Annotated in this window: 11 protein-coding genes; 9 read left to right on the top strand and 2 right to left on the bottom strand. The window is 57.2% G+C overall.

Annotation, left to right across the window (positions count from 1 at the left end):
* The first annotated feature begins 124 nt into the window (after window positions 1-124).
* From argS to BZK31_RS27935, 9 genes are all read left to right on the top strand, one after another.
* On the top strand, window positions 125-1,861 hold the full coding sequence (gene argS / locus BZK31_RS27975; protein ID WP_083186415.1) for an arginine--tRNA ligase: 1,737 nt from the start codon (window positions 125-127) through the stop codon (window positions 1,859-1,861).
* A 1-nt stretch (window position 1,862) separates the two neighbouring features.
* Entirely contained in the window at window positions 1,863-2,558 is a 696-nt protein-coding gene (locus tag BZK31_RS27970; protein WP_083186414.1) for an SPOR domain-containing protein, read from the top strand.
* 275 nt (window positions 2,559-2,833) lie between these two features.
* Window positions 2,834-3,364, top strand: coding sequence for an ATP-dependent protease subunit HslV (gene hslV / locus BZK31_RS27965; protein WP_004882674.1), 531 nt, complete (start codon window positions 2,834-2,836; stop codon window positions 3,362-3,364).
* A gap of 42 nt (window positions 3,365-3,406) precedes the next feature.
* Entirely contained in the window at window positions 3,407-4,744 is a 1,338-nt protein-coding gene (hslU, locus tag BZK31_RS27960; RefSeq protein ID WP_083186413.1) for an HslU--HslV peptidase ATPase subunit, read from the top strand.
* Between the two features lie 102 nt (window positions 4,745-4,846).
* Window positions 4,847-5,224 carry a gamma-butyrobetaine hydroxylase family protein gene (locus tag BZK31_RS27955; protein WP_083186425.1) on the top strand — a complete coding sequence of 126 codons (378 nt, stop codon included), beginning with the start codon at window positions 4,847-4,849 and terminating at the stop codon, window positions 5,222-5,224.
* 369 nt (window positions 5,225-5,593) lie between these two features.
* Window positions 5,594-7,273: a class II poly(R)-hydroxyalkanoic acid synthase gene (gene phaC / locus BZK31_RS27950; protein WP_083186412.1), complete on the top strand. Its 1,680-nt coding sequence runs from the start codon at window positions 5,594-5,596 to the stop codon at window positions 7,271-7,273.
* Window positions 7,274-7,404: 131 nt separating this feature from the next.
* Window positions 7,405-8,262: a poly(3-hydroxyalkanoate) depolymerase gene (gene phaZ, locus BZK31_RS27945; RefSeq protein WP_083186411.1), complete on the top strand. Its 858-nt coding sequence runs from the start codon at window positions 7,405-7,407 to the stop codon at window positions 8,260-8,262.
* Between the two features lie 166 nt (window positions 8,263-8,428).
* The gene (phaC, locus tag BZK31_RS27940; protein ID WP_083186410.1) at window positions 8,429-10,114 is read left to right on the top strand and encodes a class II poly(R)-hydroxyalkanoic acid synthase; all 1,686 of its coding nucleotides are present in this window, start codon (window positions 8,429-8,431) and stop codon (window positions 10,112-10,114) included.
* Between the two features lie 82 nt (window positions 10,115-10,196).
* On the top strand, window positions 10,197-10,811 hold the full coding sequence (locus tag BZK31_RS27935; protein ID WP_083186409.1) for a TetR/AcrR family transcriptional regulator: 615 nt from the start codon (window positions 10,197-10,199) through the stop codon (window positions 10,809-10,811).
* Between the two features lie 60 nt (window positions 10,812-10,871).
* Here BZK31_RS27935 and BZK31_RS27930 read toward each other — a convergent pair whose 3' ends face one another.
* Together BZK31_RS27930 and BZK31_RS27925 are read right to left on the bottom strand one after the other, a co-directional pair.
* Window positions 10,872-12,554, bottom strand: coding sequence for an ATP-binding cassette domain-containing protein (locus BZK31_RS27930; protein ID WP_157900817.1), 1,683 nt, complete (start codon window positions 12,552-12,554; stop codon window positions 10,872-10,874).
* 10 nt (window positions 12,555-12,564) lie between these two features.
* Window positions 12,565-13,749, bottom strand: a complete 1,185-nt coding sequence (locus tag BZK31_RS27925; RefSeq protein WP_083186407.1) for a YcaO-like family protein — start codon at window positions 13,747-13,749, stop codon at window positions 12,565-12,567.
* Window positions 13,750-14,553 lie beyond the last annotated feature (804 nt).

Here is a 14,553-nt window from a genome sequence, read left to right as displayed (position 1 = left end):
GACACAGGCTGCATTTATGTGTACAAACCAACACGGTTGGCAAGGCGACTTGAGCAACGGATAATGCAAAGTTTTTCCACCCGCGCATCCAGGCGCCACCGCGCTTGCGGTCGAAGAGAGCATCATGAAAGACACCATTCGCCAGCTGATTCAACAAGCCCTGACCCGTCTCGTCACCGAGGGCGTCTTGCCAGAAGGGCTGACGCCGGCGATCCAGGTCGAGAACGCTCGCGACAAGACCCACGGCGACTTCGCCAGCAACATCGCGATGATGCTGGCCAAGCCTGCCGGGATGAAACCGCGTGATCTGGCTGAAAAGCTGATCGCTGCGCTGCCTGCCGATGAGCAGGTCAGCAAGGTCGAAATCGCGGGCCCGGGCTTTCTGAACTTCTTCCAAAATACCGAAGCGCTGGCTGCGCGTCTGGACACTGCGCTGGCCGACCCGCAATTGTCGGTACGCAAAGTTGGCGCGTCGCAGCGCGTGGTGGTCGATCTGTCGGCACCGAACCTGGCCAAGGAAATGCACGTCGGCCATCTGCGCTCGACCATCATTGGCGACGGCGTGGCCAACGTGCTCGGTTTCCTGGGTGACACCGTAATCCGTCAGAACCATGTGGGTGACTGGGGCACGCAGTTCGGCATGCTGCTGGCCTATCTTCAGGAAAAACCGGCGACCAGCGACGAGCTGTCAGACCTGGAAAACTTCTATCGCGCCGCCAAACAGCGCTTTGACGAGTCGGAAGCGTTTGCCGAGCGCGCTCGCGGGCTGGTGGTCAAGTTGCAGGCCGGCGATGCCGAGTGCCTGGCGCTGTGGAAACGCTTCAACGAGATTTCGCTGTCGCACTGCCAGAAGACCTACGAACGCCTCAACGTCAAACTGACGACCGCCGACGTGATGGGTGAAAGCGCCTACAACGATGACCTGGCCAATGTCGTCAGCGATCTCAAGGCCGCGGGCCTGCTGGTGGAGAGCAACGGCGCGCAGTGCGTGTTCCTCGAAGAATTCCGCACCGCCGAAGACACACCGTTGCCGGTGATCGTGCAGAAGGCCGGCGGCGGCTATCTGTATGCCACCACCGACCTTGCCGCCATTCGCTACCGCAGCAAAGTGCTCAAGGCTGATCGCGTTCTTTATTTCGTCGACCAGCGTCAGGCCTTGCACTTCCAGCAGGTGTTCGAAGTAGCGCGTCGCGCAGGCTTCGTGCATGACGGCATGCAACTTGAGCACATGGGCTTCGGCACCATGAACGGCGCCGACGGCCGTCCGTTCAAGACCCGCGATGGCGGCACGGTGAAACTGATCGACCTGCTCGACGAGGCCGAAGAGCGCGCCTACACGCTGGTGAAAGAGAAGAATCCGGAAGTGGCCGAGGACGAATTGCGCGCCATCGCCAAGGCAGTGGGCATCAGCGCGGTGAAATACGCCGACCTGTCCAAGCACCGTACCAGCGATTACAGCTTCAATTTCGATCAGATGCTGAGCTTCGAAGGCAACACCGCGCCTTATCTGCTGTATGCCTACACGCGTGTGTCCGGTGTATTCCGCAAGCTTGGCGCACCGTTCGATGCCACCAAAGGCCGTATCGTGCTCGAGGCAGCGCAGGAACAGGAACTCGCGGCACGCCTGGCGCAATTCACCGAAACCCTGAACAACGTCGCAGAAAAAGGCACGCCTCACGTTCTGTGTGCTTACCTGTATGACCTTGCGGGCCTGTTTTCGAGCTTCTACGAAAACTGCCCGATCCTCGGTGCAGAAAATCCCGATCAGCAGCAAAGCCGCCTGCGTCTGGCAGCGCTGACCGGTCGCACCCTCAAGCAAGGCCTGGATCTGTTGGGTCTGGAAACTCTGGAGCGTATGTAAGTTGGCAGTTGCGAAGAAGAAACCGGCCCCCAAGCGCGGCGCCAGCCGTTATCAGGCACCCGCGAAGAAGCCGATTCCAGGATGGTTGTGGCTGGCGATCGGCTTGACCGTAGGCGCATTCGTCGTCTTTCTGATGAAGCTCGAACCCGGCGGCGATGACATCAAGCGGGTCAAGGCTGATGCCAAGGCTGCGAAAATCGCCGAAGCGAACAAGACACCACCGAGCCCGACGGCACCGGTCAAGCCCAAGTACGACTTCTACACGCTGCTGCCCGAGTCCGAAGTGATCGTGCCGAACGAAGCAGTGCCGGAGAAGACGCCGCCAGCGGTTGCACCGATCGCCCCGGTTTCGCCGGAGCAAGCCGCCAAGATCGACACGGCTCGCGCGCAGGCAGCCCTCAGCGGCCTGACGCCGCCACCGGCACCTCCGGTGGCCTCGACCAAACCGGCAGCGGTGACGACGTTCTTCCTGCAGGCTGGCTCGTTCCGCAAGCAGGCCGATGCGGAGAAGGTCCGCGCGCAGATCATCCTGTTGGGCCAGACCGCAACCGTTGAGTCTGGCACCGTCAAGGACGAAACCTGGTACCGCGTACTGGTCGGCCCGTTCAGCAACCGCGAACAGCTGACCACCGCGCAGAAGCAACTGGCAGGCGGTGGGTTTAGTAACCTGCTGTTGCAACAACGCCAGAGCCGGTAAGGCAGCCACCTCGAGCGGGCCAGTGCAGCGCATTGGCACGCAGCCCTTACAATCCAAGCCCCATCGCGTGTGTATAGAGGTGTGGCCACACCGATATTTCGGTGTCAGCGAGGGAACGCGCCGTGTCATGAGAGGCATTGCCATGCAGAGCGTGGGAATGCTCGGCCTGACATCATCCGGGGAGCCATTCATCCCCAGCGGTTGAAATACCCGACCCCACCCCCATATGAGTCTGCATCAGGGCATTTTCGCCCCGCTGCGTGGAGACTCTCCCCTTGACCACCATCGTTTCAGTGCGCCGTCACGGCAAAGTCGTCATGGCTGGCGACGGCCAGGTTTCCCTGGGCAACACCGTCATGAAAGGCAACGCCAAGAAAGTGCGTCGCCTTTACCACGGCGAAGTGATTGCCGGGTTCGCCGGTGCCACCGCCGATGCATTCACGCTGTTCGAGCGCTTCGAAGGCCAGTTGGAAAAACACCAGGGCCATCTCGTCCGTGCCGCCGTCGAACTGGCCAAGGACTGGCGCACCGACCGCTCGCTGAGCCGTCTGGAGGCCATGCTGGCCGTCGCCAACAAGGACGCCTCGCTGATCATCACCGGCAACGGCGACGTCGTTGAACCGGAAGATGGCCTCATCGCCATGGGCTCCGGCGGCGCATTCGCCCAGGCCGCCGCACGCGCCCTGCTGCTCAAGACCGATCTGTCGGCACGCGAAATCGCGGAAACCTCGCTGCACATCGCAGGCGATATTTGCGTGTTCACCAACCACAACATCACCATTGAGGAGCAGGACCTCGCCGAATAAGCCGCTGTCGGCTTCATTTGCGCTAGAGGACCGTCAATCATTATGTCCATGACTCCCCGCGAAATCGTCCACGAACTCAACCGCCATATCATCGGCCAGGACGATGCCAAGCGCGCCGTCGCCATCGCCCTGCGTAACCGCTGGCGCCGCATGCAGCTGCCTGAAGAGCTGCGCGTCGAAGTGACGCCCAAGAACATCCTGATGATCGGCCCGACCGGTGTCGGCAAGACCGAAATTGCCCGTCGCCTGGCCAAGCTGGCCAACGCGCCGTTCATCAAGGTCGAAGCGACCAAATTCACCGAAGTTGGCTATGTCGGCCGCGATGTCGAATCGATCATCCGTGATCTGGCCGATGCTGCGATCAAGCTGCTGCGCGAGCAGGAAATCGTCAAGGTTCGCCACCGCGCCGAAGACGCTGCCGAAGACCGCATTCTCGACGCCCTGCTGCCACCGGCCCGTGTCGGCTTCAACGACGACCCGGTCCAGACCAACGATTCCAACACCCGCCAGCTGTTCCGCAAGCGTCTGCGCGAAGGTCAGCTCGACGACAAGGAAATCGAGATCGAGATCAACGAGGCCGTGGGCGTCGACATCTCCGCGCCGCCGGGCATGGAAGAGATGACCAACCAGCTTCAGAGCCTGTTTGCCAATATGGGCAAAGGCAAGAAGAAGAGCCGCAAGCTCAAGGTCAAGGAAGCGCTCAAGCTGGTGCGCGAAGAAGAAGCCGGTCGCCTGGTCAACGACGAAGAGTTGAAGGTCAAGGCGCTGGAAGCGGTCGAGCAGCACGGTATCGTGTTCATCGACGAGATCGACAAAGTCGCCAAGCGCGGCAATTCCGGTGGCGTGGACGTGTCCCGCGAGGGTGTGCAGCGCGATCTGCTGCCTCTGATCGAAGGCTGCACGGTCAACACCAAGCTGGGCATGGTCAAGACCGACCACATCCTGTTCATCGCGTCCGGCGCGTTCCATTTGAGCAAGCCGAGCGATCTGGTGCCTGAGCTTCAGGGTCGTCTGCCGATCCGTGTCGAGCTCAAGGCCCTGTCGCCGCAGGACTTCGAACGCATCCTCAGCGAGCCGCACGCGTCGCTGACCGAGCAGTACTGCGCGCTGCTCAAGACCGAAGGCCTGAACATCGAGTTCCAGCCCGACGGCATCAAGCGTCTGGCGGAGATCGCCTGGCAGGTCAACGAGAAGACCGAGAACATCGGTGCGCGCCGCCTGCACACCCTGCTTGAGCGTCTTTTGGAAGAACTGTCGTTCAGCGCTGGCGACATGGCCTCGAATCCGGATGCGGCACCCATCGCCATCGACGCCGACTACGTCAACAGTCACCTGGGCGAACTGGCCAAGGATGAAGACCTGTCACGCTACATTCTCTGAACCTGTCGTCACCTGGAGGAGCGCCGCCTGAGGCGCTCCTTTAGTATCCAGGCTGTTCGCGCTGGTAATGCGTGGCTTGATAGAACATCGAAAGTGGAAACCATGACCCGAATCCCCACTGCCATTCAGTTGCACAAAGCCTCCCGAACCCTGACGCTGAAATACGCAACAGGCGAGGAGTACCATCTGCCAGCCGAGCTGTTGCGCACGCACTCTCCGTCGGCCGAAGTTCAAGGCCACGGCAAGCCGATCCTGCAATACGGCAAGCTGAATGTAGGCCTGACCAACGTGGAACCGGCCGGTCAGTACGCGCTGAAACTGACCTTCGACGATGGCCACGACAGCGGGCTGTTCACTTGGGAATACCTTTACGAACTGGCCGTGCGTCAGGAATCGCTGTGGGCGGATTACCTGCAGGAACTGGAAAAGGCCGGCAAGTCGCGAGACCCTTCCGAGCACGTCGTCAAACTGATGCTCTGACCGCAACACCCTTCCCCCGCCGTTCTGGCGCACCATTTGCCGTTTTAGGACGCGCTTTCTAATCGGATTTGTTTCAATGTTCCGCGCAGCGGCTAATGACTGTCGCTGCTTGCGATTTTTTGAAATCTCGCGTAACCAATGGCATTGGCAATTCCTCCGCATCGATTCGATGCGCAGAAGTGGTATGCAAGGAGTGGTTACACGAAGCGCAGTTGTTCGGATGCCTTCGCGGTAGCCTGCATGAAAATCGAGGAATCGGCAGCCAAGCCATCTTAGGTCACACGAGCAGTAGTACCGGCTATTCGCCTGTGTCACTGGTTCACAGGGAAGAAGTGGCGGTACTCGTCTCAGGACAACGGAGCGTCGTAGATGAGTAACACGAAAGACGATGACCTGCAGCGCCAGGCCTCTGAACACACCTTGAATCTCAATCCGGTGGTGGGCTTGCGTCGCAAGGACTTACTGACCACCGCGCGCATGGTGTTGCGCCAGGCGATCAAGCAACCGATCCACAGCCTCAAGCACGTTGCGCATCTGGGTGTTGAACTCAAGAACGTGGTGTTCGGCAAATCCGCCCTGCAACCGTCTGCGGACGATCGACGTTTCGCCGATCCCGCCTGGAGTCAAAACCCGCTCTATCGCCGCTATCTGCAGACTTACCTGGCCTGGCGCAAGGAATTGCACGACTGGATAGGCGCCAGCAATCTCACCCCGCAGGACATCAGCCGTGCTCACTTTGTGATCAATCTGATGACCGAAGCGATGTCGCCCACCAACTCGGCGGTCAACCCCGCTGCCGTGAAACGCTTTTTCGAAACTGGCGGCAAAAGCCTGCTTGATGGTCTGTCGCATCTGGCCAAAGACCTGGTGCACAACGGTGGCATGCCGAGCCAGGTGAACATGGATGCGTTCGAGGTTGGCAAGAATCTGGGCACGACCGAAGGTGCAGTGGTGTTTCGCAACGATGTGCTGGAGCTGATCCAGTACAAGCCGATCACCGAACAGGTTCATGAAAAACCGCTGCTGGTGATTCCGCCGCAGATCAACAAATTCTACGTCTTCGACCTGAGCCCGGAAAAAAGCCTGGCGCGCTTCTGTCTGCGCAGCAACGTGCAGACGTTCATCATCAGTTGGCGCAACCCGACCAAGGCCCAGCGCGAATGGGGCCTGTCGACTTACATCGAAGCACTCAAGGAAGCGGTGGATGTGGTGCTGGCGATCACCGGCAGCAAGGACCTCAACGTGCTGGGCGCCTGCTCGGGCGGCATCACCTGCACCGCGCTGCTGGGTCATTACGCCGCGCTCGGTGACCAAAAGATCAATGCCATGACCCTGCTGGTGAGCGTACTCGACACCACGCTGGACACCGATGTGGCGCTGTTCGTCGACGAGCAGACTCTGGAAACCGCCAAACGCCATTCGTATCAGGCGGGCGTGCTGGAAGGTCGGGACATGGCCAAGGTGTTCGCCTGGATGCGCCCCAACGACCTGATCTGGAACTACTGGGTCAACAACTACTTGCTCGGCAACGAACCGCCGGTCTTCGACATTCTGTTCTGGAACAACGACACCACGCGTTTGCCTGCGGCGTTTCATGGCGACCTGATCGAGATGTTCAAGAACAACCCGCTGACCCGGCCTAATGCGCTGGAAGTCTGCGGCACGCCGATCGACCTGAAACAGGTCACAACCGACGTGTTCTGCCTGGCGGGCACCAACGACCACATCACGCCGTGGCCGTCTTGCTACAAGTCTGCGCGTCTGTTTGGCGGCAAGACCGAGTTCGTGCTGTCCAGCAGCGGGCATATCCAGAGCATTCTCAATCCGCCCGGCAACCCCAAGTCGCGCTACATGACCAACACTGAGCTACCGGCCACGCCGGACGAATGGCAGGAAAACGGCACCAAACACACCGACTCGTGGTGGCTGCACTGGCAGGCCTGGCAGACAGAGCGCTCAGGCAAGCTCAAAAAGGCACCGGCATCGCTTGGCAACAAGGCGTTTCCGGCAGGAGAAGCATCGCCCGGCACCTATGTTCACGAACGCTAGACTCAAGGAAGAAGGCACGCTGCCGTTCTCTATGAAAAGACCGGCAGCGCTCGTTAGGCGAATGACAGACGTACGGTCTGGTCGAAACGCAGGACTGCTTTCCCAGCGGTTTAACCAACAGGGCTTTGCGCATGCCTCAACCGTTTGTATTTCGCTCCATCGACCTGGACGGTCATACCATTCGCACCGCAGTGCGACCGGGCAAGAGTCATCTGACGCCGTTACTGATCTTCAACGGGATCGGGGCCAACCTCGAGCTGGTGTTTCCGTTCGTCGATGCACTGGATCCGGACCTGGAAGTCATCGCGTTCGATGTACCGGGCGTCGGAGGCTCCTCGACGCCCAGCCGTCCGTATCGTTTTCCAGGGCTGGCGAAGCTGGCAGCGCGCATGCTCGATTACCTGGATTACGGGCAGGTGAATGCGATTGGCGTGTCATGGGGCGGCGCGCTGGCGCAGCAGTTCGCTCACGATTATCCGGAACGCTGCAAGAAGCTGGTGCTGGCCGCCACGGCGGCCGGCATGGTGATGGTGCCCGGCAAGCCGCGGGTGCTGTGGCTGATGGCGAGCCCGCGGCGCTACATCCAGCCTTCGCACGTGATTCGTATCGCCCCGGAAATCTACGGCGGCGCCTTTCGCCGTGACCCTCATCTGGCAGCCAACCATGCGGCCAAGGTCCGCTCGTCCGGCAAGCTGGGTTACTACTGGCAGCTGTTCGCAGGCATGGGCTGGACCAGCATCCACTGGCTGCACAAGATTCATCAGCCCACGCTGGTGCTGGCCGGTGACGACGATCCGCTGATTCCGCTGGTAAATATGCGCCTGTTGGCCTGGCGTATCCCCAATGCCCAGCTACACATAATCGATGACGGACATTTGTTTTTGATCACCCGAGCCGAAGCGGTGGCTCCCATCATCATGGGTTTTCTGCAACAGGAACGACAACGCGCGGTCATGCACCCGCATCCCACACCTCCCAGAGCGCGCTGATTGCGTCCGTCACGGTCGAAGGCACTGGAACGCTTCGAGAACAAGAATACGCTTCACCGACTGCGCCAGAGACAGGAGTGTCGAACCGCGCAGAACGACGCAGGCCGCCGGGACCGGGCCTGCGCCAGTCCATGGGTTGATGGCTTGACGAAGGAGTGTTGCCCTCATGCAAGAAAAACCAACGAAGGTTGCCGACATGACCCCGGCCACTTTCATCAACGCGCAAAGCGCTGTCACCGGCCTGCGCGGGCGAGACCTTTTTTCCACGCTGCGTAGCGTCGCCGCCCAAGGCTGGCGGCATCCGTTGCGCAGCGCCCGCCACGCCCTCGCGCTGGGCGGTCAACTGGGGCGAGTGATGTTGCTGGGCGAAACGCCCTACCCGCCCAACCCTCGCGACAGCCGTTTCGCCGACCCGACCTGGAGCCTCAACCCGCTGTACCGTCGTGGGTTACAGGCGTATCTGAGCTGGCAGCATCAGGTCAAACGCTGGATCGATGACTGCGATCTGTCCAAGGACGACCGGGCCCGCGCGCACTTTCTGTTCAACCTGCTCAACGACGCCCTGTCGCCCACCAATACCCTGCTCAATCCGCTGGCGGTCAAGGAACTGTTCAACTCGGGCGGCACCAGCCTGATCAAGGGCCTGAGCCACATGGCCGATGATCTGCTGCACAACAACGGCCTGCCCAGCCAGACCACCCGGGACGCCTTTGAAATAGGCAGAACCGTGGCCGCCACGCCCGGCGCAGTGGTGTTTCGCAACGAAATGCTGGAGTTGATCCAGTACAAGCCGATGAGCGAAAAACAGTTCAACCGGCCGATGCTGATCGTCCCGCCACAGATCAACAAGTACTACATCTTCGACCTGAGCCCCACCAACAGCTTCGTACAGTACGCATTGAAAAACGGCCTGCAGACGTTCGTCATCAGTTGGCGCAACCCGGATGTGCGGCATCGGGAATGGGGCCTGTCCAGTTATGTGGAAGCGACCGAAGAAGCCATGAACGTGTGCCGGGCGATCACCGGCGCACGCGAGGTCAATCTGGTCGGCGCCTGTGCGGGCGGCCTGACCATCGCCGCGCTGCTGGGCCACTTACAGGCCAAGCGCCAGATTCGCCGGGTGGCCAGCGCGACCTACATGGTCAGCCTGCTGGACAGCCAGATCGAAAGCCCGGCCACGCTGTTCATCGATGAAGAAGCCCTGGAAGCGGCCAAGCGGCGTTCCTATCAACGTGGCGTGCTGGACGGCAGCGACATGAGCCGGGTGTTCGCCTGGATGCGTCCCAACGACCTGATCTGGAGTTACTGGGTCAATAACTACCTGCTGGGCAAGGCACCGCCGCCGTTCGACATTCTGTACTGGAACAACGACACCACGCGCCTGCCAGCCGCGCTGCACGGTGACCTGCTGGACTTCTTCAAGCACAACCCACTCAGCCATCCGGGCGGTCTTGAAGTCTGCGGCACGCCCATCGATCTGCAGAAAGTCACGGTGGACAGCTTCAGCATCGCGGGCATCAACGATCACATCACGCCTTGGGATTCGGTCTACCGTTCGACCCTGCTGCTGGGCGGCGAGCGGCGTTTCATCCTGTCCAACAGCGGTCACGTGCAAAGCATCCTGAATCCGCCGGGCAACCCGAAAGCCACATACGTCGAAAACGGCAAGCTCAGCAGCGATCCGCGTGCATGGTATTACGACGCTCAAAGCCATGACGGCAGCTGGTGGCCTGAATGGCTGACCTGGATTCAGGAGCATTCAGGCACCGAGCGGGAAACCCGCACAGAGCTGGGCAACGCGAAATTCCTACCGATGGAGTCCGCGCCCGGCACCTACGTGCACGTGCGCTGACGGCCTGATTCGAAGGGGCTGGCCGATGCGCCACGCCCCTTTATCAATCACCTGTTTTGTGATTTTCGAACAAGAAGACCGGATGAAGACCCGCGACCGTATCCTCGAATGTGCACTGACGCTGTTCAATCAACAAGGCGAACCCAACGTTTCCACCCTGGAAATCGCCAACGAACTGGGCATCAGCCCTGGCAATCTCTATTACCACTTCCATGGCAAGGAACCGTTGATTCTGAGCCTGTTCGAACGCTTCCAGGCCGAACTCGCGCCGCTGCTCGACCCACCTGCCGACGCCCGGCTGAATGCCGAAGACTACTGGATGTTCCTGCACCTGATCGTCGAGCGGCTGTCGCACTACCGATTCCTGTTTCAGGACCTGTCCAACCTCGCCGGCCGTCTGCCCAAACTGGCGCGTGGAATACGCAATCTGCTCAACTCGCTCAAACGCACCCTGGCCTCCCTGCTGGCCCGCCTGAAATCCCAGGGCCAACTGGTCAGTGAAACCCAGGCTTTGGGACAACTGGTGGAACAAATCACCATGACCCTGCTGTTCTCGCTGGACTACCAGCGGATTCTAGGGCGCGAGGGCGACGTGCGGGTGGTGGTGTACCAGATCATGATGTTAGTCACCCCGCACCTGCTGCCCACCTCAAGGCAGGCGGCCGAGCAGATTGCGATGGACTATCTGGGGCGGTAAGGATTGAACGCTGCGAAGCAGGTTGCTTTACGACTGGCGTTTTGTACGCGACCTGATGCGCTAGCGCTTTTCGGAAGAAACGACTTCGTTCAGCACGTCCAGGACCCTAAGATCCCCTTCAAGATCGCTCCATACCCCGTCAGCAATGACAGATCCCTGCTTCATGACAATCACCCGATCAAAAAAAGGCAGTGCTGCAAGATCGTGCGTTGCACAGATCAATCCCTTATGCTGAAAATGAGTGAATAACATTTTCCAGACACGCAATCCCGCCTCTTGGTCTAATGAAGCCGTTGGCTCGTCGAAGAGGTTAAAATCTCCAGGTCGGTTGATCAGCCTTAGTAACGAAAGTCTTTTCGCCTCTCCACCCGAAATATTTTTGGCGCCTTCTGCGATATAGGTACTTTTTGCCAGTTTCTGCAAGGCTAACGACTCAATTGCCGACGCCGCCAAAGAAGATATTTCATACCCAAAAAAAACAGACTGGCGAATATAGCCCTCCAGAAAAACAGGGCTTTGCGGGCAGTAGCGAACACGACTCAGGTATTCCTCGATACCTGAGGGTTGCAGGAGCAAGTCGTTGGCACTGAGATACTGACGTTTGGAACTTAGCGTACCAGCCAATATTTCCAGAAGCGTGGTCTTACCTCCACCGCTTGGCCCGATTATCGCGACGGATTGATCAGACTGAAAACGCAAAGGTTTGTCTGTCACCCTTTCCACGCGCGACAGACTCAGGCTGAACAGGTGACCAAAAACAGATTGCTGAGAACACGTTATCACGTCATCCAATAGCAACGTTTTTTCCAGCTTTTCTTTGTCAACTCGAAATTGATCAAGTGCTCTATACGCTTCTGCCAATGCGCTGAAATTATTCAGTAGCATCCCGGCGATCGAAAATACAGCGACCAGATCGCCGACCGTCAGCCTGGGTGAAACCGACAGTTGATCATAAACACCCCATGCTAACAATCCTGCGACTGACAGTCCAAGATACAAAATCTTTACGGCACCCAGAAGGGCTCCAGTACTTGCGACTTTTGTAGCCGCTTTCGCATAATCTGCATAACTTGCATACAACTGTCCAGGCGCTTGATCGCAGGCCTGTTCAAGCTTTATTATCTTCCCGGCCTGAAACGTCTCGAAAAGCTTTGAGGACACGGTGTCCTCCAGTTCGTTGACCGCCATTAAAAAAGGACGCCGCCAATTGACCAGACGGCGATAAATCAACATATAGAAAATTGACATACCCAAAAGAGAAAAAAATACAGTTACGCCCCCGACCAACGTAAAAATAGCAGCAATCAGCGTCAACTCTATTATTAAGGGCAGCCCTGCCGTGATGACGAATGTCAGAAATTTTTCATGTGCAGTTATTCCTCTCTCCACAGACTTTATCAACCCGCCGAGACGCAGAGATGAAAATTGTTCGAATTCTTTTTGCAGGATGTTTGCTGTCCACAGAATGGATTTTTCTTTCAGAATGATCTGTACAAGCTTCACAAGCTGATAGGTTTGCAAGGGATGAAAAACCGACTGAAGAGCGGTAGCCACGCACAACATAATCAACAGAAAAAAACTGTAGGTTGCGTCGATCTGAGGCGAAGTAGAAAACGTGTCAATAATCTTCCCCAGCAGCAGTGCGGGCATTAAAACAACTACCTTTACGAGCACTGTCATGCCCGTTGCGCTGATAAAAAGCGTTCGCTTTGAATGAAGCGCTTCCTTTAAAAAAGCAATCATGGCGCACCTTTTATTGCAACGATTCATTGGCATGCAGTAAATGTTGCGGAACGACTGGCAGGCCCGCTCTAATCAAGTTGAACCTCTCCAACCCCGGAACATACACCTGCGTCACTGCACAGCCATTTTCAAAAGCCAGCACGGTACGACTAAGCATTCTGAGCCCTGTGCTGGAAATTTTTTTTATCATATGTTCCATCTGATCAGTCACTGACATTCGTACCGACGGAGTGAGCCGCTTGCAGGGCAGGTCAATATTCCTGAGCACGTCCAACTGCAATAGTGGTTGCAGTGCAGGCACTTTACGCATCAATGCATAGGCCCTAAAGTCAGTTGCTTTTTCAGACTCGTCAAAAAGCTGAGTCGCTTGCAGAAGCTCAGAAGCGGCTCGTTTTACAGCAACCCGGGGATCCACAGAGCAGCCAGATCCTATTGGGCAAATCGGATATCTTCCATCCGGCCTTTTCGGTATGGCCATACTAAAATAGACGCCATAAATTGTTTCCACGATTAATATTTTCATCGTTTCAACCGCGGACCGAAAATCGGATCCTTTGCAGAAAATATCATCCAGTATTTCTGTGCTTACAAATGCCAGCATGAGTCGCTCATGCTGGCCACACAGCGACATAAAGATTTTTGAAAGCACGTGCCTCTCTACAACTTCATTGAGACCGTGAAGAAGCGCCTCAGGCCTTGAACAACCAAACGCAACACCTGAATTCGAAGAGTATTTGTTAAGAAATGAGAGTTCCGCCTGCGCACAGGCTTTTTCTGTAAGTGGTATATGTGGCATTTGAAGCACTGCCGGCAGCAGAACAGGAGCACCGGACTGCATATCGGTCAACGTCACACAATTAATAACTGAACAGTCACTCGGAAGGTTAGCTACAAACCCATCCATTTTGAGCAAAGGCTGAAGACGAACCGATTTCACAGCAGACTCTACGAGATGCCGAGACCAATCGTAGCTCAATGCATAGTGTTCAATGCTTTCAGCCAACGCACCAATGTCGCAATGATAACCTTTCCCCGCACCCTCGCTTACCCGCCTACCCTCATTATCACTGAGCACACAGATTGCAACTGTTTTCGATGAATTTTCATACGCTAATGAAGCAGACAATGACAAAGAGGAAGTCGCTTGCAAGATTTTATCTCTCGCCACTGCAGGCACATACTCACGCTCAAACATAAAAACTCCAAACTGGAAAGGCTTGGGGAATACCCCAAGCCTGCCTTACAGCGATACCGGATTAATCAATGGAATAAAATTGATTTTCACTCGGCAGGAGATGACCCAGCGCATCTTGACTTTGATTCATCGGGTCAATTGAAATTTCCGAACGACGCCTTCCCATTTTCATTTCTCCATAAGATTTTAAGTAGTGGTGACGATCACCTTACTCGTACACGCTGTGCGAGTGAGGTATTAGTAACATCGACACCAGACTCCTCATAGACTCATTGGGCAACCTGTAGTCCGACAAAGCTGTAGGACAATTCCTCGAAGATGTAGGACGTCGTGCTTAAACTTATGAATAAGCAAGAAAATTACTGTAGGAATAGCTAAAGATGCGCTGTCTTATTATTTTAGTTTCACCAGTAACTTGTACACATGGGCGGCCCGCTTCAATGCCGACCATCAGTGCCATGCATACATGTACCGAGGCATGTAAACAATCCATTCAAGAGCTTGCCAGGCAAGGAAAGTAGAGCCTCCACAAGGACTATCAGTAAGTGCTGCACAACAAAAAGCCCGACCTGCTGAGCAGGCCGGGCCTTGGCGTTCCGGTCTTCTTACGAAGGCTGGTTGGCTGGCTCTTGCGGTGGAGGCGTCGGGGTAGCGGCCGGGGTCGGGCTGTCTGCCTTGGCCGATGCGGCGGGCTTGGGCGCGGCGGGGTTTTTTGGTGCCGGCGTTTTTTCCGCCGCCGGGTTTACGGGGTGGGTTTTTGTGGTGCGCCTTGTCTTTCTGGGCGGTTTTTTCTGCCGCTTTTCG

The sequence above is a fragment of the Pseudomonas floridensis genome (assembly GCF_002087235.1).
In the GTDB taxonomy this organism is placed as follows: Bacteria; Pseudomonadota; Gammaproteobacteria; order Pseudomonadales; family Pseudomonadaceae; genus Aquipseudomonas; species Aquipseudomonas floridensis.
Note: the sequence above shows the minus strand (reverse complement) of the source record. Positions and strands in the feature narration are given on the sequence as shown.

Coding starts and splice junctions, on each gene's coding strand:
- hslU (WP_083186413.1), top strand. CDS start 3,407: ATGTCCATGACTCCCCGCGAAATCGTCCACGAACTCAACCGCCATATC.
- phaC (WP_083186412.1), top strand. CDS start 5,594: ATGAGTAACACGAAAGACGATGACCTGCAGCGCCAGGCCTCTGAACAC.
- BZK31_RS27935 (WP_083186409.1), top strand. CDS start 10,197: ATGAAGACCCGCGACCGTATCCTCGAATGTGCACTGACGCTGTTCAAT.
- BZK31_RS27925 (WP_083186407.1), bottom strand. CDS start 13,749: ATGTTTGAGCGTGAGTATGTGCCTGCAGTGGCGAGAGATAAAATCTTG.
- argS (WP_083186415.1), top strand. CDS start 125: ATGAAAGACACCATTCGCCAGCTGATTCAACAAGCCCTGACCCGTCTC.
- phaC (WP_083186410.1), top strand. CDS start 8,429: ATGCAAGAAAAACCAACGAAGGTTGCCGACATGACCCCGGCCACTTTC.
- BZK31_RS27930 (WP_157900817.1), bottom strand. CDS start 12,554: ATGATTGCTTTTTTAAAGGAAGCGCTTCATTCAAAGCGAACGCTTTTT.
- phaZ (WP_083186411.1), top strand. CDS start 7,405: ATGCCTCAACCGTTTGTATTTCGCTCCATCGACCTGGACGGTCATACC.
- BZK31_RS27955 (WP_083186425.1), top strand. CDS start 4,847: ATGACCCGAATCCCCACTGCCATTCAGTTGCACAAAGCCTCCCGAACC.